The organism is Burkholderia sp. LK4 (assembly GCF_001043615.1).
In the GTDB taxonomy this organism is placed as follows: Bacteria; Pseudomonadota; Gammaproteobacteria; order Burkholderiales; family Burkholderiaceae; genus Burkholderia; species Burkholderia cepacia.
In genome coordinates this window covers 1-25,924 of the sequence record NZ_LDUL01000040.1, presented here as the reverse complement: position 1 = coordinate 25,924, position 25,924 = coordinate 1, and the positions used below count along the sequence as shown (strand labels likewise).

The following is a 25,924-nucleotide window of genomic DNA, read 5'->3' as shown; positions in this document are numbered from 1 at the left end:
CCGCATTGTAGCGGGCGCGCAGGGTGCGGACGCGCGCGGCCCGTCACGCGCACGCGGCTTCGATCAATTGCGTGACGAGCGCGGGTGCGGTGCCGATCGGCGTTTCGCCGTGCCGGTAGGTCTGGCTCGCCGCGTAGATACCCTCGATCACCAGCGCGAGCGCATCGGCGAGCGCCTGCGGTTGCCGCGCGCCGGCGCCTTCGCATAGCGCGACGAGCCGCTTCATCAACTGTTCCTTGTTCTGCGCGACGCGCTCGCGCGCCGGGTGCGATGCATCCGGAAACTCCGCCGCGACGTTGACGAACGGGCAGCCGCGATAGTCCTTCTGCGTCGCGCGCTCGGCCAGGTCGACGAAATACTGGATCAGTTGCGCCTTCGGCTGGCCCGGATGCTTCGCGGTGCTTGTGTCGAGACGCTCGAAGAAACACGCATCCATCCGCTCCAGATACGCGAGGATCAGGTCGTCCTTCGACGAGAACTGCCGATACAGGCTCATCTTGTTGACGCCCGCGCGTTCCACGACCGCCTCGACGCCCACCGTCCGAACGCCTTCCCTGTAAAACAGCTCCTCGGCGGCGCGCAGCAGGTGCTCCTGCGCGGTGGCGCCGTCGATCGGCCGGCGCGTACGGCGCGCCGGCGGCTTGGCGATCTCGATGCCCGACATGATGACCCTCGACTGCATATTGGATTGCTTGACATGTTACCGATTGGTCACTACGATCGCAACACACTTGTGACCGGTCGGTAACAATGCCGACCGGATCGACAGACAAATGCCAAGCGTCGGCCCGGGTCAGCCGATGCAGCGTGCGGCGGAGGTGGCCTGGCTGGGTGGGGCGGAGCGGGCGCAGAGGTGCCGGCGCCGCCAACTGGAGAACGCGAAGATGAACTGGGCGGTGACACGAATCGGCGGGCGCTTCCACTACGGATGGCTCGCGGCGGCGGTGGTATTCCTGATCCTGCTGGCGGCCGCCGGCACGCGCGCGACGCCGAGCGTGCTGATGGTGCCGCTCGAACGCGAGCTCGGCTGGAGCCGCGCGGCGATTTCGCTGGCAATCTCGGTGAACATCGCGCTGTATGGCCTGACCGGCCCGTTCGCGGCCGCCGCGATGCAGCGCTTCGGGCTGCGCCCGACCATCCTCACCGCGCTCGTGACGATGAGCGCGGGCGTCGCGCTGTCGTCGATGATGACGCAGAGCTGGCAGATGGTGGTGATCTGGGGCCTGATGGTCGGCTGCTCGACGGGTGTCGTCGCGCTGACGCTGTCCGCGACCTTCGTCACGCGCTGGTTCCATGCGCGGCGCGGCCTCGTGATGGGGATCCTGACCGCGAGCACGGCCACCGGCCAGCTCGTGTTCCTGCCGATGCTCGCGGCGATCGCGCAGCGCCATGGCTGGCGGCCGGTCGTGCTGGTCGTCGCGGTGGCGGCCGCGATCGTGATTCCGCTCGTTGCGTTCCTGTTGCCCGAGCGGCCGGCCGACGTGCAGCTGCGTCCGTACGGCGAGCCGGCCGATGCGCCGCCCGCGCCCGATGCGACCAAGGAGAACCCGCTCGCGGTCGCGTTCCGTACGCTGCTGACCGCGAGTCGCTCGCGCGATTTCTGGCTGCTGTTCTTCAGCTTCTTCATTTGCGGCGCGAGCACCAACGGTTACGTCGGCACGCACCTGATCGCGATGTGCAGCGACTACGGGATGACGGAAGTGCAGGGCGCATCGCTGCTCGCGGCGATGGGCGTGTTCGACCTGTTCGGCACGACGCTGTCGGGCTGGCTGTCCGACCGCTACGACAATCGCGTGCTGCTGTTCTGGTACTACGGGCTGCGCGGGCTGTCGCTGATCTACCTGCCGCACGCGTTCGGGATCGATTTCTTCGGGCTGCCGCTGTTCGCGATGTTCTACGGGCTCGACTGGATCGCGACCGTGCCGCCGACCGTGCGCCTCGCGACCGACGTGTTCGGCAAGGCCGCGGCGCCGGTCGTGTTCGGCTGGATCGTCGCCGGCCACCAGCTCGGCGCGGCGTTCGCGGCGCTCGGCGCGGGGCTGCTGCGCGCGAGCCTCGGCACCTACACGATCGCGTCGATGATTTCGGGCGGGCTGTGCATCGTCGGCGCGCTGATCGTGCTGCGCATCAATCGCGGCCCGTCGCGCGCGGCTGCGCAGGCGGCCTGATCGCGGCAAGCCGGCAGTCCGGCCGGCCCGCGCGGCGGGCGGCCGGCCATTGCACGCACGGAGATTTGCATAGCGCGGCAGGATCGGGCGCGGATCGGCTCAAGCGGGTATGCTTGCGGTTCGCCAGGCGTTCGCGCCCCTTCATCGATGTCAGCGAGGATCCGCATGTCCGTCAAACCTGCTCCCACCACTGTTTCGATTCACGATCTGATCGCGGGCCGCTGGAGCCCGCGCGCGTATTCGGATGAACCCGTCAGCGCCGGCGATCTGCACGCGGTGCTCGAGGCTGCCCGCTGGGCACCGTCTGCGTACAACGCGCAGCCGTGGCGCTTCATCGTATTCGACCGCACGCAGGACGAAGACGCATTCAAGCGCGCGTTCGCGACGCTGGTGCCGTTCAACCAGGGCTGGAATGCGCCGGCGCCCGTGCTGATCGCCGTGACCGCGCACACGCTCACGCCGAAGGGGGAACCGGCACCGACCGCGCTGTACGACGCGGGCGCCGCCGCGATGTCGCTGGTGCTGCAGGCGCACGCGCTGGGCCTGGCCGCCCACCAGATGAGCGGCTTCGACGCGAAGGCGTTCCGGGACGCGTTTGCGATCCCGGCCGACGTTGCGATTCCCGCGATCATCTCGCTCGGTCACTACGGCAACGTCGACAAGCTCGATCCCGTGCTGCGCGATCGCGAGAAGGCGCCGCGCACGCGTCATGCGATCGGCGAGGTCGTCTATGCGGGCGCGTGGAAGAAGGGCTTCGACGCGGCGGCCTGACCTGCCCGGAGGGCGCTGCGTCGCGCGTCCCGTCCGCCTGTCTTCCCGGCGCGCCCGTCTGCGCGCCGTCGCCACCGGGGCCCGCTGCGCGGCACCGGTGGCCGGCCCCGGTTGTGATCCCGCGGGCTTCATGTTAAAAAGCCCGTCCTTTCCGTTTTCGCGCCGGCCCTGCTGCGGCAATTTCCCATGACTTACTGCGCGATCGATTTCGGCACGTCCAATTCCGCCGTGGCGCTGCCCGACGGCGATGGCATGCGCCTCGCGCCCGTCGAGGGCGATCACCTGACGCTGCCCACCGCGATCTTCTTCAACAACGACGAAGAGACGGTCGAATACGGCCGTGCGGCGCTGGCTTCCTACATCGACGGTTTCGACGGCCGGCTGATGCGCTCGATGAAGAGCATTCTCGGCTCGCCGCTCGCGGAAACGACGACCGATCTCGGCGACGGCAGCGCGATCGCGTACACCGACATCATCGCGCGCTTCCTGACGCACCTGAAGCGCAAGGCCGAAACCCGAGCGGCTGCGCCGATCGGTCGTGCGGTGCTCGGCCGGCCCGTGTTCTTCGTCGACGACGATCCGCGCGCCGACCGTCTTGCGCAGGACCAGCTCGAGGCTGCCGCGCGATCGGTCGGCTTCACGGACGTTCAGTTCCAGTACGAACCGATCGCGGCCGCGTTCGACTACGAATCGCGTCAGCAGGCGGAGCGCCTCGTGCTCGTTGCCGACATCGGCGGCGGCACGTCCGACTTCTCGCTGGTGCGCGTCGGGCCCGAGCGGATGGCGCGGCTCGAGCGCAAGGACGACGTGCTGGCCCACCACGGCGTGCACGTCGCGGGTACCGACTACGACCGGCGTGTCGAGCTGGCCGCGATCCTGCCCGCATTCGGCTACCGTTCGCTCGATCCCGAAGGGCGCGAGCTGCCGAACAAGATCTACTTCGATCTCGCGACCTGGCACCTGATCAACACGGTCTACACGCCGAAGCGACTCGGCGAGCTGAAGCTGATGAAGCACCTGTACCGCGATGTGCAGCAGTACGACCGGCTCACGACCGTGGTCGAGCAGCGGCTCGGGCATGCGTTGATGGCGCGCGCGGAGGAAGCGAAGATCGGCGTCGCGGCGGGCGGGGAGACGATGATCGACCTGAACGACGTGGAAGAGGATCTGCAGATCGCGTTCGATGCCGAGCGCCTCGTCGATGCGAGCCACGACGACACCGCCCGCATCGTCGATGCCGCGCGCGAGACGGTGCGGCTTGCGGGTGTCGCGCCGCGCGATGTCGGCGCACTGTATTTCACCGGCGGCTCGACGGGGCTCGCATTCCTGTCGGGGGCGCTCGCAGGTGCGTTCCCGGATGCGCAGCCGGTGTTCGGCGACCGCCTCGCGAGTGTCGCGACGGGGCTCGGCATTCACGCGCAGCGATTGTTCGGCTGAATGCGGGCGGCTGAAAGGCCGTCAGGCCGGGCGACCGGCGCCGAAAAACAAAAAGCCCCGCCGAAGCGGGGCTTTTTTACACGAATTATCGCGCCAAGCTTAGACCGGACGGATGTTCGCAGCTTGCAGACCCTTCGGGCCCGTCTTCACTTCGAATTCAACCTTCTGGTTTTCTTGCAGCGTCTTGAAGCCTTCGACGCGGATTTCCGAGAAGTGCGCGAACAGATCGTCGCCGCCGCCTTCCGGGGTGATGAAGCCGAAGCCCTTTGCGTCATTGAACCACTTGACGGTACCGGTTGCCATGTTACTTGTTCCTAAAAAGATAAAACGGGGCCGAAGCCCATGGTGTGCGGAAAATCAAGGAAGGGGTAATAGGACCAACCGGAGTACCGTTGATGGGCGAACTACGAAAGAACCAATTCACTCGCCACTTGAAATCCTGCGAAGTCCTTTATACGGCTTATCACCCGCGTGGTCAACCGTATTTCCATGAACTCAGGGTTATTGCGGAGATCAGGTTTACAAAGCTTGCAAACGATGCGAATTTTTTGTAGGGGCCGAACGATTTTGGCGCCACGCCCGAGGTGCAACCGTTAAACTACGCGCCGCGCGGACGGGTTGCCCTGATCGGGTGACGCGTCCCCCCAAGAATGCGTGCGCGGTGCAGTCCGAGCCGATCCCGGACCGCGGGCCGACCATGCTTTTTGAGACACAGGAGAGGATGTGAAGAGTTCTATTCAACGGAACATCGGCCCGTTTGCATTGATGCTGACGGGGCTGGGTTCGATTATCGGCTCGGGCTGGCTGTTCGGCGCCTGGAAGGCCGCGAAGATTGCCGGTCCGGCGGCGATCTGCGCTTGGATCATCGGCGCTGTCGTGATTCTCGCGATTGCACTGACTTACGCGGAATTGGGCGCGATGTTCCCCGAGTCGGGCGGCATGGTGCGCTATGCGCGCTACTCGCACGGTTCGCTGGTGGGCTTCATCAGTGCGTGGGCGAACTGGATCGCGATCGTATCCGTGATCCCGATCGAGGCTGAAGCGTCGATCCAGTACATGAGCACGTGGCCGTATCCGTGGGCGCATGCGTTGTTCGTGAACGGCGAATTACAGACACTCGGCCTGCTGCTGTCGGCCGTGCTGGTCGTCATCTACTTCATGCTGAACTACTGGGGCGTCAAGGCCTTCGCGCGGGCGAACACGGCGATCACGATCTTCAAGTTCCTGATCCCTGGCCTCACGATCCTCGGCCTGATGTTGACGAGCTTCCATGCGGAGAACCTCGGCACCGCATCCAATTCGAGCTTCGCGCCGTACGGTTGGTCGGCCGTGCTGACTGCAGTCGCGACGAGCGGTATCGTGTTCGCGTTCAACGGCTTCCAGAGCCCGGTGAACCTGGCCGGCGAAGCGCGCAACCCGTCGCGCAGCGTGCCGTTCGCGGTGATCACGTCGATCCTGCTCGCACTCGTGATCTACGTGCTGCTGCAGATGGCCTACATCGGTTCGGTGAATCCGGCCGACGTCGCGAAGGGCTGGGCGCACTTCAACTTCTCGTCGCCGTTCGCGGAACTCGCGATCGCGCTGAACCTGAACTGGCTGGCGATCCTGCTGTACGTCGACGCGTTCATCAGCCCGAGCGGCACCGGGACGACCTACATGGCGACGACCACCCGCATGATCTACGCGATGGAGCGCAACAACACGATGCCGAAGATGTTCGGCAACGTGCACCCGATCTACGGCGTCCCGCGTCAGGCGATGTGGTTCAACCTGCTCGTGTCGTTCATCTTCCTGTTCTTCTTCCGCGGCTGGAGCTCGCTCGCGGCGGTGATCTCGGTCGCGACGGTGATCTCGTACCTGACCGGCCCGATCAGCCTGATGGCGCTGCGCCGCTCCGCGACCGACATCGAGCGTCCGTTGTCGATTCCGCTGATGAAGCTGATCGCCCCGTTCGCATTCGTGTGCGCATCGCTGATCCTGTACTGGGCGAAGTGGCCGCTGACGGGCGAAATCATCCTGCTGATGATCGTCGCGCTGCCGGTGTACTTCTACTTCCAGGCGAAATCGGGCTGGACCGGCTGGGGCGCTGACCTGAAGGCCGCATGGTGGCTGGTCGCGTACCTGCCGACGATGGCCGTGCTGTCGCTGATCGGCAGCAAGGAATTTGGCGGTCACGGCTACTTGCCGTACGGCTGGGACATGCTGATCGTCGCGGCCATCTCGCTGGTTTTCTACTTCTGGGGTGTGAATACGGGCTACCGGACCCAGTATCTCGACGAGCGCGAGTCGCACGACGAGATCCTCGAAGGGGTCGGTGCCTGACGCGTGACCTGCCGCCGGATCCGGCGGCGGCAGCAAGCAGCGTAAAAAAGCCCGCCCGAGCGATGCTCGGGCGGGCTTTTTGTTGGGCGGTCGACGGTCGCCGTCCGCTGGTCAGGCGGCCGTGCCGGCGAACACGTAGTTCGTCATCGCGAGCACGCGCTGGTACGTGCCGAGCGACTGGATGCCGAGCTGGTAGTCGTCGTCCGCCGCGCCGAGCGCCGTGAACACCGGCAGCAGATGCTCGTCGGTCGGATGCATCAGCGCGGCATGCGGCGCCTGCCGACGGTAGTCGAGCAGCGCGTCGACGTCGCGTGCGGCCAGCTTCGCCTCGAACCAGTCGGTGAATTCCGCGACGCGCGGGTCCGCATCTTCCGGTGCCGCACCGAAATCGGCGGCGCGCAGGTTGTGCGTGATCTGGCCGGAGCCGATCACCATCACGCCTTCGTCGCGCAGCGGTCGCAGCGCGCGGCCGAGCGCGAAGTGGTGCGCCGCATCCGCGCGCGGCTGGATCGACAGCTGTGCCACCGGCACGTCGGCTTCCGGGAACATCAGCAGCATCGGTACCCACGCGCCGTGGTCGAGGCCGTGCTCGGTCGTCGCGGTGGCGATGCCGGCCGCATTCAGCAGTCCGGCCGCGCGCTCGGCGACGTCGGGCGCGCCGGGCGCCGGGTAGCGGATGTCGTACAGCGCCTGCGGAAAGCCGTAGAAGTCGTGGATCGTTTCGGGATGCGCGGCGACGCTGGCGACGGGACGCTGCGTGCCCCAGTGCGCGGACAGCATCAGTACCGCGCGCGGGCGCGGCAATTCGGCGCCAAGGTGGGTGAACGCGCCGGACGGCAGCGTCGGGTCGATCGGCAGCGTCGGGGCGCCGTGGGACAGGTAGAGCGAAGGCAAGCGGTTCATGGTGGTGGCCTGCAAAGGGATTTGCCTGTGACTATAGGCGCGCACCGGGCATTGATAAATCCGTCGCGAGGAATTTGATTGAGTCGTATTGGTTGATAATCGGGCCGATTTCACGAACGCGAGGGCGGACGGGGGCTCGAGGTGGTCGATTCAGCACGGAAGGCAGGTGAACCGGCGAAGATGCGCGAAGAACGGCACAGAAGCGCCGCGGCGAGCGGCTTACTGCGCCGGCCGGATGCCGGCCCACGGCGTCGTCATCGGTGCACTGAGCGCGAACAGGTCGAGCACGCGGGTGACGGTCTGGTCGACGAGTTCCTCGATCGTCTTCGGCATCGCGTAGAACGCGGGTAGCGGCGGGAAGACGATGCCGCCCATTTCGGTCACGGCGGTCATGTTGCGCAAATGCGCGAGGTTGAACGGCGTTTCGCGCACCATCAGCACGAGGCGGCGGCGCTCCTTCAACGTGACGTCGGCCGCGCGCGTGATCAGGTTGTCGGACAGCCCGTGCGCGACGCTCGCGAGCGTCTTCATCGAGCAGGGCGCGATCACCATCCCGTCGGTCGCGAACGACCCCGATGCGATCGTCGCGCCGACGTCGCGCACCGAGTGCACGACGTCCGCACGGCTTTCGATTTCGGCCTTCGACAGCTTCAATTCGTGCTGGATGTTGAGCCAGCCGGCGTTCGAAATCAGCAGGTGCGTTTCGACGCCGCCGGCGGCGCGCAGCAGGTCGAGCAGCCGTACGCCGTAGATCGCGCCGGTGGCGCCGGTGATCGCGACGATCAGCCGGCGTGGCGGCGCGCTGGGAGATGCCATCGAAAAGGGGGCGGGGCGTATTACGCGGCGGCGAACAGTTGCTGCAGTTCGCCCGACTGGTACATCTCCATCATGATGTCCGAGCCGCCGATGAATTCGCCCTTCACATAGAGCTGCGGGATGGTCGGCCAGTTCGAGAATTCCTTGATGCCCTGGCGGATCTCGTCGTCTTCGAGCACGTTGACCGTCTTGAACTGATCGACGCCGCAGGCCTTCAGCACCTGGATGGCGCGGCCCGAAAAGCCGCACATCGGGAATTGCGCGTTGCCCTTCATGAAGAGCACGACCTGGTTTTCGTCGACGATTTGCTTGATACGTTGTTGGGTGTCCATGACTGACCTTGCGTTTGCGGGGCGTTAGATCGAAATGATAGCGGATTTCAACCGGACGGGCCGGGCATCAGCCCGGCAGGCGGCCGCCTGTCGTGCGTTCGATTGCGGCCAGATCGGCGAGCGATTCGACCGCGACGAAGCCGTGCGATGCGAGTATGGCGCGCACGGCCTCGGCCTGGTCGTAACCGTGCTCGATCCAGAGCGTGCCGCCCGGTTTCAGGTAAGTGCCGGCGCCCGCGACGATCGTTCGGATCGCGCTGAGGCCGTCGGCATCGTCGGTGAGTGCGCCGCGCGGCTCGAAACGCAGGTCGCCCTGCGTGAGGTGCGGATCGTGCTGCGCGATGTACGGCGGATTGCTGACGATCGTGTCGAAGGCGAGCGCAGGATCGAGCGCCGCGTACCAGTCGCTCTGCAGCCAGTGCAGCGGGCCGCCGGGGCGGTGCGCGTCGAGCAGCTTGCTTGCGTTGCGTTGCGCGACCTCGAGTGCGGCTGGCGAACGGTCGAGCGCCCACACGCGGGCGTCGGGCCGCTCGGCGGCGATGGAGACGGCAATCGCGCCGCTGCCTGTGCCGAGATCGAGCACCGCCGGATGCGGCAGCCCGTCGATCGCATCGAGTGCGGCTTCGACGAGCAGTTCGGTTTCAGGGCGCGGGATCAGCACGTCGGGCGTCACGTCGAACGGCCGGCCGAAGAATTCGCGCATCCCGACGAGCTGCGCGACCGGCTCGCCGGCCATGCGGCGTGCCTCGAGCGTGCGGTAGCGTTCGACCGCGGCCGCATCGAGCGGCGCGTCGCCGCGCGTGATCAGTTGTGTGCGGGTCCAGCCAAGCGCGTGCGCGAGCAGCACGCGCGCATCGACCGCGTCGAGCGCGGACGCGCGCAGCAGTTCGTCGGCGGTCGTGTCGGGCATCGTGACCTCAGTCGGCGTCGCCGAGCGACGCGAGCAGTTCGGCCTGGTGCTCGCTGACCAGCGCGCTGATCAGTTCGTCGAGGTCGCCGTCCATGATCGCCTCGAGCCGGTACAGCGTCAGGTTGATCCGGTGGTCGGTCATCCGGCCCTGCGGGAAGTTGTACGTGCGGATCCGTTCCGAGCGGTCGCCGGAGCCGATCAGGCTCTTGCGCGTCGCGGCTTCCTTCGCGTGCTGCTCGTGATACTGCTTGTCCTTGATGCGCGCGGCGAGCACCTTCAGCGCGCGATCCTTGTTCTTGTGCTGCGAACGGTCGTCCTGGCACTCGACGACGATCCCGGTCGGGATGTGCGTGACGCGCACCGCCGAATCGGTCTTGTTGATGTGCTGGCCGCCCGCGCCGGACGCGCGGAACGTGTCGATCCGCAGGTCGGCCGGATTGATCTCGACCTCGCCGATTTCGTCGGCTTCCGGCATCACCGCGACCGTGCACGCGGACGTGTGGATGCGCCCTTGCGTCTCGGTTGCCGGCACGCGCTGCACGCGATGGCCGCCCGATTCGAACTTCAGGCGCGAATACGCGCCCTGGCCCGCGATCCGCACGATCACTTCCTTGTAGCCGCCGAGATCCGATGCGCTCTCCGACATCATTTCGACCTGCCAGCGCTGGCGTTCCGCGAAGCGCAGGTACATGCGCAGCAGGTCGCCGGCGAACAGCGCGGATTCGTCGCCGCCCGTGCCCGCACGGATTTCGAGGAAGATGTTGCGGTCGTCGTTCGGATCCTTCGGCAGCAGCATCTTCTGCAGCTCGGTCTCGAGGCGGGTCATGCTCTCGCGCGCGCTGCGGATTTCGTCTTCCGCGAAGTCGCGCATCGACAGATCGCCGAGCAGCTCCTGCGCGGCCGTCTCGTCGCTGCGCGACTGGCGCCACAGCGCGTACTGTTCGACCACCGGGCCGAGTTCCGCATGTTCACGCGTCAGCTTGCGGTACTGGTCGAGGTCGGCCGTGACGTTTTCGCGGCTCAGCAGGTCGTTCAGTTCGGCCAGCCGTGTGGAAAGCTGGTCGAGCTTGCGTTGCATGCTCGTCTTCATGGTGTGGAGCGGCGCTCCCGGGCAAGGGGTATTCGGAAAGGATAGGCCGGCGGCGGGACAACGACCGGCCGGCGGCAGGGCGACCGGCCGGCGCTAGTGGCCGGACTGGTCGTTCGAGCGCGGTGCGTGCTGGTAGAAGCCGCGCATCAGGTCGATCAGCGAATCGCGATCGGCGCCGTTCACGCGATTGAGCGCGCTCGTCGGGCCGTGGATCAGCTTGTTGGTCAGTGCCTGCGACAGTGCTTCGAGCACGGCGGCCGGATCGTCGCCGCGCGCGAGCAGCTTCTGCGCCTTGTCGACTTCGGCCCGGCGCAGCGCGTCGGCCTGCGTATGCATGTGACGGATCACCGGCACGACGCTGCGCGTGTCGAGCCATTGCATGAAATTCTGCACGCGCGTTTCGATGATCGATTCGGCCTGCGCAACCGCAGCCTGGCGCGATGCGTTGCCTTCGCGCACGATCGCGCCGAGATCGTCGACGGTATAGAGGAACACGTCCTTCAGCTTGCCGACTTCGGGCTCGATGTCGCGCGGCACCGCGAGGTCGACCATGAAGATCGGCCGGTGGCGGCGTGCCTTCACCGCGCGCTCGACTGCGCCGAGGCCGATGATCGGCAGCGTCGACGCCGTGCACGACACGATGATGTCGAATTCGTGCATGCGGGTCGGCAGATCCGAGAGCGGCATCGCGCGGCCGCTGAAGCGTTCGGCCAGGCGCTGACCGCGTTCGGCCGTGCGGTTCGCGACGACGAGTTCGCGCGGGCCTTGTGCGGCGAAGTGCGTCGCGCACAGCTCGATCATCTCGCCGGCGCCGATGAACAGCACGCGCTGATCGGACACTTTTTCGAAGATCCGCTGCGCGAGGCGCACCGCGGCGGCGGCCATCGACACCGACTGCGTGCCGATTTCGGTCGTGCCGCGCACTTCCTTCGCCACCGCGAACGTGCGCTGGAACAGCTGGTTCAGGTAGGTGCCGAGCGCGCCGGCTTCCGTCGCGGTGCGGACGGCATCCTTCATCTGGCCCAGAATCTGGGTTTCGCCCAGCACCATCGAATCGAGGCCGGATGCGACGCGGAACGCGTGCCGGACTGCTTCCGACTGCGGCAGCGCATAGACGTGCGGTGCGAGCTCGTCGACCGGAATCCGGTGATACTCCGACAGCCAGCGGACCGCGCCTTCGCGTGCGGCGCGATCATCGGTCGCGCAATACAGTTCGGTGCGGTTGCAGGTGGAGAGGATCGCCGCTTCGGGCGTGTTGGGCGCCTGGGGGCCGAGAAACACGTTCTTGAACGTGACGAGAGCCGGCTTGATCTGCTCGAGCGGAAACGCCACGCGTTCGCGCAAGGCGACAGGCGCAGTGTGGTGATTGATTCCGATCGTGAGGAGTTGCATATCGAGGGCTATCGTTTAGCCCCATATTATAGCGTTTCAGCGATTTCCTCACTCGCGGCATACCGGGCATCGGCGTGGCGGGGCCGGGAATTTGGGGGCTCGATCGGCACGCGGTCGAGCTGATAGCCATAGCCGTAGAGCGGCAGCAGCCGGTAGCCGCGCTCCGGAAGCAGGTGCAGCTTGCTGCGCAGCCGGGACGCGTGGGTATCGAGCGTGCGCGACTTCGTGTCGCGGCGGCGCGCCCACACCGTTTCGAGAATATGGGCGCGCGACACGGGCCGCGACAGGTTCGCGAACAGCAACTGCGCAAAACGGAACTCCTTCGGCGTGAGTGAAACGATTGCGTTGCCGAAGCGAACGAGGCAGTGCGTGGCGTCGAAAGCGTATTCGCCATACATTTCGCGCGAGCGGGCCGGCGGCCGGCGCACGCCGGCGCGCCGGCTCAGCGCGTTGACGCGCGCGAGCAGCTCGGGCCCGCTCACCGGGCGCACGAGGCAATCGTCGGCGCCCGCGTGCAGGCACGATACGATCTCGCTTTCGCGCGGCATCTGCATCACGGCGATCGCCGGCAGCCCGGGCAGGACTGCCTGCGCGCGCGGAATGACTTCCTCGGCCGGCTGGTCGCCGGCCCAGTGGCCGGTGATCAGCATGTCGCAGGTATTGGCGGCGAGCCACTCGAAGAACGCCGTACTGGACGGAAACGCGTGGCATACGTGACCGCCCGCAAAGAGCAGGCGGTTCAGGAGCGCGGCATGGCGCGCGTCCGGATCGATCAGAGCGATTCGCATGAGAATTTCTTCAATACGGCAGCTGGTGCGCGCTTGCCATAACGTCGAGTCGGCCCCTACACTCGAACGTTCGCGGCACCCGGCTGGTCTCGGGTTCGATGGATGAATCGATGCTAGCCGCTGGCAACGTTCACGCCTATGGGACGAATCCGAATTTATCGAAGGCGTTGAATGAACTGGTTTGGAATCCTTGTCCTGGGAGCGGCCGTCGGGCTGTTCGGCCGATGGCTGCATCCGATGCGGCGCACGGCCCGGCCGGCATGGTGGATCGCGGTGCTCGCCGGTATCGTCGGCGCGGCCGCGGCCCGCATGGCCGGCAATCTCTCTGGACTGTTTTACGATGGCGAGACGCTCGAATGGCCGGTCTGCACCGGCGTCGCGTTCCTCGCAGTAGCCGTGACGGTTGCGCTGTCGGCCCGTCGCTGAATGCTCTCAGGTGAAATCATGAATGCCCGTCTTCCCGAAGTCTCGCCGGTGCCGGCCCGTCTCGCGCTGCTGCGTGGCGCGATGGTCCGCGAGGACCTGGCCGCCTATCTCGTGCCGTCCGCCGATCCCCATCTGTCCGAGTATCTGCCGGAGCGCTGGCAGGCCCGCCGCTGGCTGTCCGGCTTCACGGGCTCGGTCGGCACGCTGGTCGTAACCGCGGATTTCGCGGGGCTGTGGGTCGACAGCCGCTACTGGGTGCAGGCCGACGCCGAACTGGCCGGCACGGGCGTGCAACTGATGAAGATGACGGGCGGGCAGCAGAGCGCGCCGCACGTCGACTGGCTTGCGCAGAACGTGGCGGCGGGTGCAACCGTCGGCGTCGACGGCGCCGTGCTCGGCGTCGCGGCCGCACGCGGGCTGACGGCCGCGCTGAACGCGCGCGGCATCGCGCTGCGCACCGATCTCGACCTGCTCGACGCGATCTGGCCCGAGCGGCCGGGGCTGCCCGGCGATGCGGTGTTCGAGCACGCGGCGCCGCAGGCCGACACGACGCGCGCGAGCAAGCTGGCCGAAGTGCGCCGCGCGATGCATGCGCAGGGCGCGCAGTGGCATTTCGTCTCGACGCTCGACGATCTCGCATGGCTGTTCAACCTGCGCGGCGCCGACGTCAACTTCAATCCCGTATTCGTTGCGCACGCAATGATCGGCGCCGATCGCGCGACGCTGTTCGTCGCCGACGGCAAGGTGTCGCCGGCACTGGCCGCGTCGCTCGCGCAGGACGGCGTCGACGTTCGCGCCTACGACGCCGCGCGCGCCGCGCTCGCGGCACTGCCCGACGGCGCGACGCTGCTGATCGATCCGCGCCGCGTGACGTTCGGCACGCTCGAGGCCGTGCCGGCCGGCGTGAAGCTCGTCGAGGCCGTGAATCCGTCGACGTTCGCGAAGTCGCGCAAGACATCCACCGAGATCGAGCACGTGCGCGTGACGATGGAGCACGACGGCGCCGCGCTCGCGGAATTCTTCACCTGGTTCGAACAGGCCGTGAACCGCGAGACGATCACCGAGCTGACGATCGACGAGAAGCTCACTGCCGCGCGCGCGCGGCGCCCCGGCTATGTGTCGCCGAGCTTCGCGACGATCGCGGGCTTCAACGCGAACGGCGCGATGCCGCATTACCGCGCGACGCCGGAGTCGCACGCGACGATCGCCGGCGACGGGCTGCTGCTGATCGATTCGGGCGGCCAGTACGTGACGGGTACGACCGACATCACGCGCGTCGTGCCGGTCGGCACCGTCAGCGATCTGCAGCGGCGCGACTTCACGATCGTGCTGAAATCGATGATGGCGCTGTCGCGTGCCCGATTCCCGCGCGGTATCCGCTCGCCGATGCTCGACGCGATCGCGCGCGCGCCGATGTGGGCGGCCGGGCTCGACTACGGGCACGGCACGGGGCACGGCGTCGGCTACTTCCTGAACGTGCACGAAGGCCCGCAGGTGATCTCGCACTACGCGCCGGCCGAGCCGTACACGGCGATGGAAGAGGGCATGATCACGTCGATCGAGCCGGGCGTGTACCGTCCCGGCCAGTGGGGCATCCGGATCGAGAACCTGGTCGTGAACCGCGCGGCCGGGCAGACCGAGTTCGGCGATTTCCTCGCGTTCGAGACGCTGACGCTGTGCCCGATCGACACGCGCTGCGTGCTGATCGAGATGCTGCATGAAGAAGAACGCGCGTGGCTGAACGCATATCACGCAACGGTGCGCGAGCGCGTCGGCCGGCACCTGAGCGGCGACGCGAAGGCGTGGCTCGACGCACGCACGCAGCCGATCTGATGCAACGCGCGGTAGCGGCCGAGTAACGATTGGATAGCGGTCGAACGACGGCCGGACAATAACGACGAGGGCAAGCAATGGCGGACACTGCAGTGATCGTGGTCGACATGCAGCGCGGGCTGGTGGAGCGGGCGAGGCCCGCGTACCGGCTCGATGACGTGGTGTCGGGCATCAACCGGTTGACGGCGGCGGCGCGTGCGGCGAACGCGCCCGTGTGCTTCGTGCAGCACGACGGCGACGCGGACGACGACGTCGTGCCCGGCACGCCGGGCTGGGAACTGCACGCGGGGCTGGTCGTCGGGAACGGCGACTGGCGGGTGCGCAAGCAGATGAGCGATTCGTTTCACGATACGCCGCTCGCGGCGCAACTCGAGCGCCACGGCATCCGTTCGGTGCTGATTTGCGGTTATGCGACCGAGTTCTGCGTCGATTCGGCCGCGCGCCGCGCAGCGCTGCTCGGCTACCGGACGACCGTCGTGTCCGACCTGCACACCACGAACGAGCGCACGCACCTGTCGGCCGCGCAGATCGTCGCGCATCATCACTTCGTATGGGAAAACAATTCGCTGTCGGGCAACCCGGTGACGCCGCGCCCGCTCGCGGACGTCCTTGCGACGGAGTTCGCATGACGATCAAGGCCGTGGTATTCGATTTCGGCGGCGTGCTGATCGACTGGAGCCCCGAGTACCTTTACCGGGAACTGATTCCCGACGACGCCGAGCGTCGCTGGTTCTTCACGCATGTGTGCACGATGGACTGGGTGGTCCGCCAGGACGGCGGGCAGACGATCGAAGAGGGGACGGCCGAGCTCGTCGCGAAGTTTCCGGCGCACGAGGGGCTGATCCGCGCGTTCTATGCGCGCTGGCACGAGATGATCGGCGGCGTGCTCGACGAAGGCGCCGCGCTCGTCGACCGGCTCGACGCGCAGGGGATGCCGCTGTTCGGGCTGACGAACTGGTCCGCGCAGACGTTTCCGTATGCGTGGGACAACTTCCCGGTGCTGCGGCGTTTCAGGGACATCGTCGTGTCGGGCCGTGTGAAGCTCGTGAAACCCGATCCGGCGATCTACCGCGAGATGCATGCGCGGATCGAGCCGCACTTGCCGGGCATCGCGCCGCACGAACTCGTGTTCATCGACGACAACGCGAAGAACGCCGCGGCCGCGACGGCGCTCGGCTGGCACGGCATTCATCACACGAGTGCGGCGGCGACCGAGGCACGGCTGCGCGACCTGGGCGCGCTGGCGTAAGCGGCAAGCGGGCAGCCAGCCGCCGGATAAAAAAACGGGCCAGCGGCCCGTTTTTTGTTGTTCCGCTTCCGGGGCGAGACCAGCCTCGGTGCCCGTTCCTGCGTTGCCGCAGTGCCGGGCGCCGGGGCCGCGCCGCTCAGCGGCTGATCGGCTTGTAGCGCAGACGCTTCGGCTTCGCGGCTTCCTCGCCGAGGCGCGCACGCTTGTCGGCTTCGTATTCCTGGTAGTTGCCGTCGAAGAACGTGACCTGCGAATCGCCTTCGAATGCGAGGATGTGCGTCGCGATCCGGTCGAGGAACCAGCGATCGTGCGAGATCACCATCACCGAGCCCGCGAATTCGAGCAGCGCGTCTTCCAGCGCGCGCAGCGTTTCGACGTCGAGGTCGTTCGACGGTTCGTCCAGCAGCAGCACGTTGCCGCCCGAGATCAGCGTCTTCGCGAGGTGCAGGCGGCCGCGTTCACCGCCGGACAGGTTGCCGACGATCTTCTGCTGGTCGCCGCCCTTGAAGTTGAAGCGGCCGATGTACGCGCGCGACGGCGTTTCGTACTTGCCGACCGTCAGCACGTCGGCGCCGCCCGAGATTTCCTCGAACACCGTCTTCGAACCGTCGAGCGCGTCGCGGCTCTGGTCGACGTACGCGAGCTTCACGGTCGGGCCCATCACGACTTCGCCCGAATCCGGCTGTTCCTTGCCCGTCAGCATCTTGAACAGCGTCGACTTGCCGGCGCCGTTCGGGCCGATGATGCCGACGATCGCGCCGGCCGGGATCTTGAAGCTCAGGTTGTCGATCAGCAGGCGGTCGCCGAACGACTTGCTGACGTTCTTGAACTCGATCACTTCATTGCCGAGGCGTTCGCCGGCCGGAATGAAGATTTCCTGCGTTTCGTTGCGCTTCTGGTATTCCTGGCTGCTCAGCTCCTCGAAGCGCGCGATACGCGCCTTCGACTTCGCCTGGCGGCCCTTCGGGTTCTGGCGCACCCACTCCAGTTCCTTCTTGATCGCCTTCTGGCGTGCCGATTCCGACGCTTCTTCCTGCTTCAGCCGCTCTTCCTTCTGGTCGAGCCAGCTGCTGTAGTTGCCCTTCCACGGAATGCCGTGGCCGCGGTCGAGTTCGAGAATCCATTCGGCCGCGTTGTCGAGGAAGTAGCGATCGTGGGTGACCGCGACGACGGTGCCCGGGAAGCGCACCAGGAACTGCTCGAGCCAGTCGACCGATTCCGCGTCGAGGTGGTTGGTCGGTTCGTCGAGCAGCAGCATGTCGGGTTTTTCGAGCAGCAGCTTGCACAGCGCGACGCGGCGCTTCTCACCACCCGACAGATGCTCGATCTTCGCGTCCCACGACGGCAGGCGCAGTGCGTCGGCGGCCACTTCGAGCTGCTGCTCGGGGCTGCCGCCGTCGCTCGACGCGAGGATCGCTTCGTACTTCGCCTGCTCGGCGGCGAGCGCGTCGAAGTCGGCGTCCGGCTCCGCGTACGCCGCGTAGATTTCCTCGAGCTTCTTGTTGGCCTGGAACAGGTCGCCGAGGCCTTCCTCGACGGCTTCGCGCACCGTCTTCGTCGGGTCGAGCTGCGGCTCCTGCGGCAGATAGCCGATGTTCAGGTTCGGCATCGGCGTCGCTTCGCCTTCGATGTCCTTGTCGACGCCCGCCATGATGCGGATCAGCGTCGACTTGCCCGAGCCGTTCAGGCCGAGCACGCCGATCTTCGCGCCGGGAAAGAACGACAGCGAGATGTCCTTCAGGATCTGGCGCTTGGGCGGCACGATCTTGCCGACCCGGTTCATCGTGAAAACGTATTGGGCCATTTGGGTGTGAAAGTCAGAAGTGGTTGAGACTGCCGCGCAGCGCGCGGGCGTGGCGGCGTCGGGTGATTCGGTACGGAGCGTGCCGCGCACGGCGCGGCGGCGTCGCCGCGTGTCGGCGGCGCGGACGGCTATTGTACTTCGCCGCCGGCCGCCGCTGGCGCGACACCTGGCCTTTTGGCCGGGGCCGCGCTCACAGCCACGCGGCGACGCCGCCGTGCCCCGAGCACGTGCCGCGCCGATGGCGGCTGAAGCTGTAGGTGCCGTCGCGGCAGCGCGCGCTCGCGCCTTCGGGCACGCGGCCCGATTTCGAATGCGCGGGTGCGTGCACGGTTTCGCCGTCGCGGTTGCGATACGTGTCGTGACGGTCGAGATCGGCTTCGTTGCCGTAGCCGGGCGGTGCGCGGTACGCGTGTGCGGGTTGGGGCAACGCGGCGCAGGCGACGAAGAAGACGGCGGACAGTGCCGCGATGCGTGTCGCGCGGCAGAACAGGGCAGGCATGGTCTCTCCCGGTCGGTTTGTTGTTATCGATGTCGGGCGGACGGCCCGCGCCGCATGTTAGCGGATCGGCGCCCGACCGACGCCGGTGCCGGCGCCGCGCGGCGGCGTGACGCTACGCCGCGCCCGACATCGAGGCCGCGCCGTCGGCCTGCGCGGCCTCGAGGATCCACCGGCGAAAAGCGGCGACCTTCGGCCGCTCGGCGTGATGCGGCGGATAGACGAGGTGGTACGCGAAATCGTCGAGCCACGCGACGTCGGCGAGCTGCACGAGCCGGCCGCTTGCCAGCTCGCCGCGCACCATCGCGGCCGGCAGCAGCCCGGCGCCCTGGCCGGCGACGATCGCCTGCAGCAACAGGCCCGAGTCGTCGAACGCGGGGCCGCGCGGCGGGCCGATATCGTCGATCCGCTGCGCGCCAAACCAGATGTGCCAGCCCTTGCGCTCGGCGTCGTGCAGCTGCGGCCAGCCGACGAGATCGGCTGGCGTCGCCGGCATGCCGAGCCGAGCGACGAGGTCGGGCGACGCGAGCGCGACGATCTCCACCGTCAGCAGGCGCTCGCTGCACAGGCCGATGTAGCGCCCGAGGCCATGACGGATTGCAACGTCAACGCCGTCGCGCGAAAAATCCGCGAGCGCATGGCTCGTGACGACCTGCAGGTCGACGTCAGGGCACGCGTGCCGGAATTGCGCGAGGCGCGGGACGAGCCACGCGGATGCGAAGAAAGGGGTGACGCTCACCGTCAGCACGCCGCTGTCGGCGGCGCCCGACACGCGCTGCGACGCGTCGGCGATCTGCCGGAACGCATTGCGCACCGGCGGCAGGTAGTCGCGGCCGGCGGCCGTCAGCAGGATGCCGCGGTTGACGCGCTCGAACAGCTGCACGCCGAGGTGCGTCTCGAGCGTGCGGATCATCTGGCTCACCGCGCCGGGCGTGACCGACAGCTCCTCGGCCGCCGATTTCACCGACAGGTGGCGGGCGGCTGCTTCGAATGCACGCAGCGCGTTGAGCGGCGGCAGGCGGGAACGATTCATTGAGTTTTTCTAAAGCGAATGACCGATGAAATATCGTTTGAGACGGCGCGTGTGCGCGAGTACCGTTGTCGCATCCGATTGCATGCTATGTGGCTGCATTGCGGCAGCCAATGCGATCAACATAGTTCAACTATATCCACGAGGCAAACCGGACGCCGTGAGGTGTCCGGCGGGACCTGAGAGGAGCATCGTCATGAACCGCCCGGGCGCATCGCGCCATTTCTTCTATGGCTGGTACGTGGTCGCGGCCGCGTTCGCCGTCACGTTCGTCGGGTTCGGCAGCGCCTATACGTTCAGTGCGTTCGTCGAGTCGCTGCAGCGGGACTTCGCCGCGTCGCGCGGCCAGATCTCGCTCGTGTTCTCGCTCGCCGGCTTCCTGTATTTCGGTTTCGGCATCGTCAGCGGGCCGCTGGCCGACCGCTTCGGCTCACGGCGGCTCGCCGTCGCCGGGATGTTGCTGACGGCCGCCGGGCTCGCGGCTGCCGGCGCCGCGCACACGCTGCTGCAGGTCTACGTCGCGTATGGGCTTGGCGTCGGTTTCGGCGTCGGCTGCGCATACGTACCGGCGGTCGGCGCCGTGCAACGCTGGTTCGTGCGCCGGCGCGGCTTCGCATCGGGGCTCGCGGTCGCGGGCATCGGTGTCGGCACGCTGGTGATGCCGCCGCTCGCGTCCACGCTGATCGCGCAGGTCGGCTGGCGAGGCGCGTATTTCACGCTGGCCGTGATCGCGGTCGTGATCGGCGCGGGGATGTCGCTGCTGATCGAGAACGACCCGCGCGGGCGGGGGCTGCTGCCGGACGGGGAGGCTGCGCATGAGCCCGGCGGCGGGGCGCACGTCACCGGGCACGGTGCGGGGGCCTCGGTGTCCGCCGCCGCGGCGGGACGGCAGCCGGTCGCCGCTTCGGCGCCTGCCGGCGCGACGGTGCGCGAGGCCGTCATGTCGCGGCCGTTCGCGAGCCTGTACGCCGCATGCCTCGCCTGCTCGTTCGGCGTGTTCGTCCCGTTCGTTCACCTTGTGCCGTACGCGCTCGATCATGGCGTCGCGCCGTCGACGGCCGTGCTGCTGCTCGGCGCGATCGGCGTCGGCAGCACGGCCGGCCGCTTCTTCCTCGGCGGCCTCGCCGACCGCTTCGGCCGCCGTGCGTCGCTGCTCGCGATGTTCGCGGGCATGGCCGTCGCGCTCGTCGCGTGGGCCGGTGCCGGCACCGTCGCGACGCTTGCCGCGTTCGCGCTCGTGTTCGGCGTGTTCTACGGCGGCTGGGTCGCCGTGCTGCCGGCGGTCGTGATGGACTACTTCGGCGGGCGCAACGTGAGCGGGATTATCGGCGTGCTTTATACGAGCGTCGCATTCGGCACGCTGATCGGGCCGGCCGCGGCCGGTTTCATCTACGACGCGGGCGGCGGCTATCTCGTGCCGATCCTGGCCAGCGCCGCCGTGAATGCGATCGCCTTCGCGATCGTCGCGACGACGGGGCGTGCGCCGGTGGCCGCACGTGCGGCGCGCGGATAGGTGCACGTCCCGCGGCGTGCCTTCGCGAATTCCGGTAGGGTGGCCGGATCGTGAACCGAAGAAGTGCAGCCGGGAGGCCTCATGACATTCGACGAAGTCCGCCAGATCGCGCTGGCATGGCGCGGCGTCGAGGAAGGTACGTCGTACGGCACGCCTGCGCTCAAGGTGAGGGGCAAGATGCTCGCGCGGCTGCGCGAGGACGGCGACACGCTCGTCGTGAAAGGTGTCGGCCCCGACGAGCGCGCGTGGCTGATCGAATCGGAACCGGACGTGTATTACGTGACGGATCACTACGTCGGCTGGCCCATCGTGCTGGTGCGGCTGTCGGCGGCTCGTCCCGACGCCGTGAAAAAACTGCTTCTGCGAGAATGGCAGGCCGTCGTCCCCGCCAAATGGCGCGACGAGAGGGCGCACGGCGCGAACTGACACGCCGGTTGCGGCCTGCCGCCCGGCGTCGCCGGGCGCTTTCGGCGCGGCTCGCGCGCCGGCACGAACGGGTACAAGCGTTGCATCGATCGATGTCGATGCAACGAGTGGTTCCATCGAAATTCTTCAATTGGTTCTTAGTGAAGAACCGTTTGGTGCTTACACTCCTTCGCTTCGAAGGCAGCTGACGAAAGCCGACGGAAACGACGCACGCGATGCGTCGGCGCACCGCGCGCCGCATCGCACCCGCAGCTTCGCAGACTGCGCGGCGCGCCGATCCGAACGGTCCCATCCGGCCGCATGCCCGCGTGCGATGCACGCGCGCTCGCAGCCGGATTCAAGAACGACAACTCCCCCTGCTGCCTTCACGCGACACCCGGCCATACCGGAACCGTTTTTTGGAGAGAGACAGATGAGTGGAAGCAACACAGGCCTCGGTACGGGCCTGAAGCAGCGGCACGTGACGATGATGTCGATTGCCGGCGTGATCGGCGCGGGCCTGTTCGTCGGCTCCGGCCACGCGATCGCGGAAGCCGGCCCGGCGTCGATCCTCGCGTATGCGATCGCGGGCGTGCTGGTCGTGCTGGTGATGCGCATGCTCGGCGAGATGGCCGTCGCGCATCCGGACAGCGGTTCGTTCTCCACCTATGCCGATCGCGCGATCGGCCACTGGGCCGGTTTCTCGATCGGCTGGCTGTACTGGTGGTTCTGGGTGCTCGTGATCCCGATCGAGGCGACCGCCGCCGCGACCATCCTCAATGCGTGGTTCCCCGGCGTTGCAACCTGGGTCTTCGCGCTCGGCATCACGCTGGTGCTGACGGTGACCAACCTCTTCTCGGTCAAGAACTACGGCGAATTCGAATTCTGGTTCGCGCTGATCAAGGTCGTCGCGATCGTCGTGTTCCTGTGCATCGGCGGCGCGGCGATCGTCGGCATCATTCCCGCGCCTGCCGTGTCGGGCGTATCGAACCTGTTCGTGCACGGCGGCTTCATGCCGCACGGTGCCGGTGCGGTGCTCGCGGCGATGCTGACGACGATGTTCTCGTTCCTCGGCACGGAGATCGTGACGATCGCGGCCGCCGAATCGGACAACCCGCAACGCCAGATCGTGCGCGCGACCAATTCGGTGATCTGGCGCATCACGCTGTTCTATCTCGGCTCGATCCTGATCGTCGCGGCCATCGTGCCGTGGAACGATCCGCTGCTGCCGAAGCACGGTTCGTATCAGCGCGCGATGGAGCTGATCGGCATCCCGAACGCGAAGGCGATCATCGACGTGATCGTGCTCGTGTCGGTCGCGAGCTGCCTGAATTCGGCGCTGTACACCGCGTCGCGGATGCTGTTCTCGCTGTCGAAGCGCAAGGACGCGCCCGCGTTTCTGCACCGCACGGATTCGACCGGCACGCCGCGCGCGGCCGTGCTCGCATCGACCGCATTCGGTTTCCTGACCGTGATCGCGAACTACCTGATGCCGGAACAGGTCTTCGGATTCCTGCTGGCGACGTCGGGCGCGATCGCGCTGCTCGTGTATCTCGTGATCGCGATCTCGCAGCTGCGGATGCGCAAGACGCTCGAAGCGACCGGCGCCGACCTGACGCTGCGGATGTGGCTGTTCCCCTGGCTCACGTGGCTGGTGATCCTGTTCATCTGCGGCACGCTGACCGTGATGCTCGTGAGCGAGGATCACAGGATGGAAGTGGGCGCGACGGCCGTGCTGGCGCTGATCGTGCTGCTGGCATCGTGGCTGAACAAGCGCGGCCGCGATGCGCAGGCGAGCGCGGGGCGGCGGGTGTCGGCGATGTGAGGTGACGACGAAGCGGCGGCGGACCGAGTGTTTGCCGTCGGCTGGTGAGGAGATTACCGGCGTGAAAAATGGCCCGATCGGCGAAAGCCGGTCGGGCCATTTGCTTTTCGGGACAAACGGGTACCGCTTTCCGGTGTCGACGCGAGTTGTTCGGTAACAGCATGCGGCATTGAAATTTGTGGTCAAAAATCGAACTCGTCTGATTTTACTGGCGGCAAAAAATTAATACATTGATCACCTCGATAAACGGGGTGAATCGATGGGCGAATCGATTTTGAATCCTTTTTTACACGACCAAATTCAGAAATCGGGCCGTATGTTCGTTCCGGAATGCCGGGCACATCCTTGCGTGATTATCGTATCGGGACCCGAGCGATGAACCGGCCGTCGTTATCTCGTGTATGCGTTGCATTTCAAGCCCGCGATGGATTTCCGTTGAAGGGCACGTATTTTCCGGTGGCCTCGGCCACTTGCTTTCCCGTTCTCATTTGCCCCGCGACGGGCGTTCGCCAATCCTTTTATTTTCCATTCTCGGATTGGCTGAATGCAATCGGGTATCCAGTATTCGTATTCGATTACCGGGGGATGGGGGCGTCGCTCGGCATGCGCCATGTTCGCCAGTCGCGCGCACGCAAACAGGACTGGGGCCAGCTCGACATGCCCGCCGCGCTTGACTGGCTTCTTCGTGAAACCGGCGCGAGCGAAGCTCACCTGATCGGTCACAGTGCGGGCGGGCAACTGGTCGGACTGATGCCGAATCACGCGTCGATCCGTTCGTTATGCGCGATTTCCGCGTCATCCGGATACGTCGGCAACATCCGGTGGCCGAAGCGAATCGCTGCGTTGTTGCTGGCGAATCTCTATGTTCCGGTTACCGCACGCCTACTCGGCTATGTGCCTGCGAGGGTGCTCGGTTGGGGCGACGATTTGCCGGCACGCGTCGGGCTTCAGTGGGCCCGATGGTGCCGCCGCCCCGGATATATGGCGAACGAGTTCGGGGTCGGCATTACGCAGCACCACTACAACGAATTCTCCGCTCCCGTCACGGTAGTTGCTGCGACCGACGACCCACTCGCGACACCGGCCAACATCGAAGACTGGCTGCGATGGTTGCCGCGGGCCAAAAGCAATATCCATTTCATCAGTCCGGAAAACTGCGATGGCCGAGCAATCGGTCACGTCGGCATGTTTCGTCGCCAGTATTCGTCGTTGTGGCCGGAACTCATCAGAGGATTGCGGGGTTGACGTTCAGGCGAGCTTGCATCCTCGTATCAGGAGACCAAGATGGACGATTCAAAAGATATGAAGGCGCGCTTCAAAGCAGTCAGAAACGAAGCGAGTGAAACGCGCGCATCGCTTTACCATCTCACGAATCAATGCAACTTGCGATGCAAGGGGTGCTGGTTCTTCGAAAACGAATTCGACGTCGCATCGGATGAGTTAAACGATACGTCGCGTCTTGAGGCGCGCGTGAAGGACGAGGCCGAGCGCGGGGTCAACGCACCATTGCTGATCGGCGGCGAGCCTGCGTTGCATCTCGACCGGATAAGAATATTCCGGAAACACATGCCGAAGGTGTCCGTCTCGACAAACGGCCTTCGGCGCATTCCAATCGAGGGCTTCGAAGATATCACCATCGCGATCTCTGTATTCGGTGGCGGGCCGCTCGATGACGAACTGCGCGCGATCGGTCCGAATGGGAAGCGTTTCGCGGGCTTGTTTGACAAGGCGCTACTCAACTATCGCAATGACGAGCGGGCGGGTTTCGTCTATGCGGTGTCGATCGACGGAATTGCCTATATCGAAGATACGGTGCGCAAGATTCAAGATAACGGAAATCGACTGCTGTTCAACTACTACAGTCCATACGACGTTGCCGGCCCGCTTCGCCGACGTGGTGAGGAGCAGCTCCTGGATGTATTGCTCGAATTGAAGGCGAAATATCCGGAAACAGTGGCGAGCCATCCCTATTATCTGGCTGCTCTCATGCGCGGGGAGACCGCATGGGGGACATTCGACCATACTAGTTGCCCGAGCGTCAGCGAGGCTCATCCGCAGAACGCCACGCGTTTCACGTCGGGGTGGCCCGCGTTGCCGAAATTCAACGCGTATCGTGCAGACATGCATACGCTAGCGCGCTGCTGCACATCAGGAGAATGTGCGAAGTGTCGAGACAGCCAGGCCGTGATGTCGTGGTTGCTGGTCAATGCCAAGCAAGTTATGCAGGAAGACGACGGGCTCAGAACGTGGACGGAAGTGGCGGAGAGCTATTTCAGTCAGTTCGTCTGGTCGAGATACCATCCGCGCAGTCGTCTTGAGCGTATCTCGAGTCGCACGATGCAATGACACAACGGGCCGCTCGCCCGGAAAATGAAAAGCCCGCTGCAGCGGTAATGCCGTTCAGTTAAGCAACT

Annotated in this window: 25 protein-coding genes; 13 read left to right on the top strand and 12 right to left on the bottom strand. The window is 66.3% G+C overall.

The annotated features are described in order from the left end of the window. Positions 1–43: 43 nt before the first annotated feature. Entirely contained in the window at positions 44–664 is a 621-nt protein-coding gene (locus VK92_RS20665) for a TetR/AcrR family transcriptional regulator (protein ID WP_021161797.1), read from the bottom strand. 220 nt (positions 665–884) lie between these two features. On the opposite strand from VK92_RS20665, the gene VK92_RS20660 reads away from it, so the two are divergent. The 3 genes from VK92_RS20660 (at position 885) to VK92_RS20650 (ending at position 4,376) form a co-directional block, all read left to right on the top strand. Next, entirely contained in the window at positions 885–2,168 is a 1,284-nt protein-coding gene (locus VK92_RS20660) for an MFS transporter (protein ID WP_021161796.1), read from the top strand. A 165-nt stretch (positions 2,169–2,333) separates the two neighbouring features. Next, complete coding sequence (locus tag VK92_RS20655; protein ID WP_021161795.1) at positions 2,334–2,939, top strand: nitroreductase family protein; 606 nt, start codon at positions 2,334–2,336, stop codon at positions 2,937–2,939. Positions 2,940–3,125: 186 nt separating this feature from the next. Next, complete coding sequence (locus VK92_RS20650; protein WP_021161794.1) at positions 3,126–4,376, top strand: Hsp70 family protein; 1,251 nt, start codon at positions 3,126–3,128, stop codon at positions 4,374–4,376. Positions 4,377–4,475: 99 nt separating this feature from the next. Here the strand turns inward: VK92_RS20650 and VK92_RS20645 are convergent, their stop codons facing one another. Next, positions 4,476–4,679, bottom strand: coding sequence for a cold-shock protein (locus VK92_RS20645; protein ID WP_006477070.1), 204 nt, complete (start codon positions 4,677–4,679; stop codon positions 4,476–4,478). A gap of 420 nt (positions 4,680–5,099) precedes the next feature. Here VK92_RS20645 and VK92_RS20640 point away from each other — a divergent pair, with 420 nt between their 5' ends. Then, positions 5,100–6,698, top strand: coding sequence for an APC family permease (locus VK92_RS20640; protein WP_048023615.1), 1,599 nt, complete (start codon positions 5,100–5,102; stop codon positions 6,696–6,698). 111 nt (positions 6,699–6,809) lie between these two features. Here VK92_RS20640 and VK92_RS20635 read toward each other — a convergent pair whose 3' ends face one another. From VK92_RS20635 to VK92_RS20605, 7 genes are all read right to left on the bottom strand, one after another. Continuing rightward, positions 6,810–7,601, bottom strand: a complete 792-nt coding sequence (locus VK92_RS20635) for a DODA-type extradiol aromatic ring-opening family dioxygenase (protein WP_048023613.1) — start codon at positions 7,599–7,601, stop codon at positions 6,810–6,812. Positions 7,602–7,820: 219 nt separating this feature from the next. Beyond that, positions 7,821–8,417, bottom strand: coding sequence for a UbiX family flavin prenyltransferase (locus VK92_RS20630; protein WP_048023612.1), 597 nt, complete (start codon positions 8,415–8,417; stop codon positions 7,821–7,823). Positions 8,418–8,437: 20 nt separating this feature from the next. After that, a complete protein-coding gene (gene grxD, locus VK92_RS20625; RefSeq protein WP_021161789.1) occupies positions 8,438–8,749 on the bottom strand; it encodes a Grx4 family monothiol glutaredoxin in 312 nt (103 codons plus the stop codon). Between the two features lie 67 nt (positions 8,750–8,816). Continuing rightward, positions 8,817–9,659 (bottom strand): peptide chain release factor N(5)-glutamine methyltransferase, encoded by an 843-nt coding sequence (gene prmC / locus VK92_RS20620; protein ID WP_048023610.1) that lies wholly within the window; start codon positions 9,657–9,659, stop codon positions 8,817–8,819. Between the two features lie 7 nt (positions 9,660–9,666). Next, a complete protein-coding gene (gene prfA / locus VK92_RS20615) occupies positions 9,667–10,749 on the bottom strand; it encodes a peptide chain release factor 1 (protein ID WP_027788492.1) in 1,083 nt (360 codons plus the stop codon). A 93-nt stretch (positions 10,750–10,842) separates the two neighbouring features. Then, entirely contained in the window at positions 10,843–12,141 is a 1,299-nt protein-coding gene (gene hemA / locus VK92_RS20610) for a glutamyl-tRNA reductase (RefSeq protein ID WP_048023606.1), read from the bottom strand. A 26-nt stretch (positions 12,142–12,167) separates the two neighbouring features. Then, positions 12,168–12,929 carry a response regulator transcription factor gene (locus VK92_RS20605; protein WP_021161785.1) on the bottom strand — a complete coding sequence of 254 codons (762 nt, stop codon included), beginning with the start codon at positions 12,927–12,929 and terminating at the stop codon, positions 12,168–12,170. Positions 12,930–13,100: 171 nt separating this feature from the next. On the opposite strand from VK92_RS20605, the gene VK92_RS20600 reads away from it, so the two are divergent. From VK92_RS20600 to VK92_RS20585, 4 genes are all read left to right on the top strand, one after another. Beyond that, positions 13,101–13,355, top strand: coding sequence for a hypothetical protein (locus VK92_RS20600; protein ID WP_021161784.1), 255 nt, complete (start codon positions 13,101–13,103; stop codon positions 13,353–13,355). An 18-nt stretch (positions 13,356–13,373) separates the two neighbouring features. Beyond that, positions 13,374–15,188: an aminopeptidase P family protein gene (locus VK92_RS20595; RefSeq protein WP_048023603.1), complete on the top strand. Its 1,815-nt coding sequence runs from the start codon at positions 13,374–13,376 to the stop codon at positions 15,186–15,188. 77 nt (positions 15,189–15,265) lie between these two features. Further along, a complete protein-coding gene (locus tag VK92_RS20590) occupies positions 15,266–15,817 on the top strand; it encodes a cysteine hydrolase family protein (RefSeq protein ID WP_021161782.1) in 552 nt (183 codons plus the stop codon). After that, positions 15,814–16,437 (top strand): HAD family hydrolase, encoded by a 624-nt coding sequence (locus VK92_RS20585; protein WP_021161781.1) that lies wholly within the window; start codon positions 15,814–15,816, stop codon positions 16,435–16,437. The genes VK92_RS20590 and VK92_RS20585 overlap by 4 nt, the downstream gene beginning before the upstream one ends. 136 nt (positions 16,438–16,573) lie before the next feature. On the opposite strand, the gene ettA is transcribed toward VK92_RS20585, so the two are convergent. The 3 genes from ettA to gcvA all read right to left on the bottom strand — a co-directional run bounded on the left by ettA (position 16,574) and on the right by gcvA (position 19,770). Continuing rightward, positions 16,574–18,241 (bottom strand): energy-dependent translational throttle protein EttA, encoded by a 1,668-nt coding sequence (gene ettA / locus VK92_RS20580; protein ID WP_039352138.1) that lies wholly within the window; start codon positions 18,239–18,241, stop codon positions 16,574–16,576. 190 nt (positions 18,242–18,431) lie between these two features. Beyond that, a complete protein-coding gene (locus VK92_RS20575) occupies positions 18,432–18,740 on the bottom strand; it encodes a DUF3761 domain-containing protein (protein ID WP_048023599.1) in 309 nt (102 codons plus the stop codon). Positions 18,741–18,852: 112 nt separating this feature from the next. Continuing rightward, positions 18,853–19,770 carry a transcriptional regulator GcvA gene (gcvA, locus tag VK92_RS20570; RefSeq protein WP_048023598.1) on the bottom strand — a complete coding sequence of 306 codons (918 nt, stop codon included), beginning with the start codon at positions 19,768–19,770 and terminating at the stop codon, positions 18,853–18,855. Positions 19,771–19,963: 193 nt separating this feature from the next. Between gcvA and VK92_RS20565 the strand changes: the two genes are divergently transcribed. From VK92_RS20565 to VK92_RS20545, 5 genes are all read left to right on the top strand, one after another. Beyond that, on the top strand, positions 19,964–21,280 hold the full coding sequence (locus VK92_RS20565; RefSeq protein WP_048023597.1) for an MFS transporter: 1,317 nt from the start codon (positions 19,964–19,966) through the stop codon (positions 21,278–21,280). Positions 21,281–21,361: 81 nt separating this feature from the next. After that, positions 21,362–21,706, top strand: coding sequence for an MmcQ/YjbR family DNA-binding protein (locus VK92_RS20560; RefSeq protein WP_021156959.1), 345 nt, complete (start codon positions 21,362–21,364; stop codon positions 21,704–21,706). Positions 21,707–22,118: 412 nt separating this feature from the next. Continuing rightward, entirely contained in the window at positions 22,119–23,510 is a 1,392-nt protein-coding gene (gene gabP / locus VK92_RS20555) for a GABA permease (protein WP_021156961.1), read from the top strand. Between the two features lie 435 nt (positions 23,511–23,945). Further along, positions 23,946–24,755: an alpha/beta hydrolase family protein gene (locus VK92_RS20550; protein ID WP_231600588.1), complete on the top strand. Its 810-nt coding sequence runs from the start codon at positions 23,946–23,948 to the stop codon at positions 24,753–24,755. Between the two features lie 39 nt (positions 24,756–24,794). Continuing rightward, a complete protein-coding gene (locus VK92_RS20545) occupies positions 24,795–25,856 on the top strand; it encodes a radical SAM protein (protein WP_048023594.1) in 1,062 nt (353 codons plus the stop codon). Positions 25,857–25,924: the final 68 nt, after the last annotated feature.

Excerpts from the sequence above, each read along its gene's own strand:
- VK92_RS20665 (WP_021161797.1), bottom strand. The coding sequence starts at position 664 with ATGTCGGGCATCGAGATCGCCAAGCCGCCGGCGCGCCGTACGCGCCGG.
- VK92_RS20660 (WP_021161796.1), top strand. The coding sequence starts at position 885 with ATGAACTGGGCGGTGACACGAATCGGCGGGCGCTTCCACTACGGATGG.
- VK92_RS20655 (WP_021161795.1), top strand. The coding sequence starts at position 2,334 with ATGTCCGTCAAACCTGCTCCCACCACTGTTTCGATTCACGATCTGATC.
- VK92_RS20650 (WP_021161794.1), top strand. The coding sequence starts at position 3,126 with ATGACTTACTGCGCGATCGATTTCGGCACGTCCAATTCCGCCGTGGCG.
- VK92_RS20645 (WP_006477070.1), bottom strand. The coding sequence starts at position 4,679 with ATGGCAACCGGTACCGTCAAGTGGTTCAATGACGCAAAGGGCTTCGGC.
- VK92_RS20635 (WP_048023613.1), bottom strand. The coding sequence starts at position 7,601 with ATGAACCGCTTGCCTTCGCTCTACCTGTCCCACGGCGCCCCGACGCTG.
- VK92_RS20630 (WP_048023612.1), bottom strand. The coding sequence starts at position 8,417 with ATGGCATCTCCCAGCGCGCCGCCACGCCGGCTGATCGTCGCGATCACC.
- grxD (WP_021161789.1), bottom strand. The coding sequence starts at position 8,749 with ATGGACACCCAACAACGTATCAAGCAAATCGTCGACGAAAACCAGGTC.
- prmC (WP_048023610.1), bottom strand. The coding sequence starts at position 9,659 with ATGCCCGACACGACCGCCGACGAACTGCTGCGCGCGTCCGCGCTCGAC.
- prfA (WP_027788492.1), bottom strand. The coding sequence starts at position 10,749 with ATGAAGACGAGCATGCAACGCAAGCTCGACCAGCTTTCCACACGGCTG.
- hemA (WP_048023606.1), bottom strand. The coding sequence starts at position 12,141 with ATGCAACTCCTCACGATCGGAATCAATCACCACACTGCGCCTGTCGCC.
- VK92_RS20605 (WP_021161785.1), bottom strand. The coding sequence starts at position 12,929 with ATGCGAATCGCTCTGATCGATCCGGACGCGCGCCATGCCGCGCTCCTG.
- VK92_RS20600 (WP_021161784.1), top strand. The coding sequence starts at position 13,101 with ATGAACTGGTTTGGAATCCTTGTCCTGGGAGCGGCCGTCGGGCTGTTC.
- VK92_RS20595 (WP_048023603.1), top strand. The coding sequence starts at position 13,374 with ATGAATGCCCGTCTTCCCGAAGTCTCGCCGGTGCCGGCCCGTCTCGCG.
- VK92_RS20590 (WP_021161782.1), top strand. The coding sequence starts at position 15,266 with ATGGCGGACACTGCAGTGATCGTGGTCGACATGCAGCGCGGGCTGGTG.
- VK92_RS20585 (WP_021161781.1), top strand. The coding sequence starts at position 15,814 with ATGACGATCAAGGCCGTGGTATTCGATTTCGGCGGCGTGCTGATCGAC.
- ettA (WP_039352138.1), bottom strand. The coding sequence starts at position 18,241 with ATGGCCCAATACGTTTTCACGATGAACCGGGTCGGCAAGATCGTGCCG.
- VK92_RS20575 (WP_048023599.1), bottom strand. The coding sequence starts at position 18,740 with ATGCCTGCCCTGTTCTGCCGCGCGACACGCATCGCGGCACTGTCCGCC.
- gcvA (WP_048023598.1), bottom strand. The coding sequence starts at position 19,770 with ATGAATCGTTCCCGCCTGCCGCCGCTCAACGCGCTGCGTGCATTCGAA.
- VK92_RS20565 (WP_048023597.1), top strand. The coding sequence starts at position 19,964 with ATGAACCGCCCGGGCGCATCGCGCCATTTCTTCTATGGCTGGTACGTG.
- VK92_RS20560 (WP_021156959.1), top strand. The coding sequence starts at position 21,362 with ATGACATTCGACGAAGTCCGCCAGATCGCGCTGGCATGGCGCGGCGTC.
- gabP (WP_021156961.1), top strand. The coding sequence starts at position 22,119 with ATGAGTGGAAGCAACACAGGCCTCGGTACGGGCCTGAAGCAGCGGCAC.
- VK92_RS20545 (WP_048023594.1), top strand. The coding sequence starts at position 24,795 with ATGGACGATTCAAAAGATATGAAGGCGCGCTTCAAAGCAGTCAGAAAC.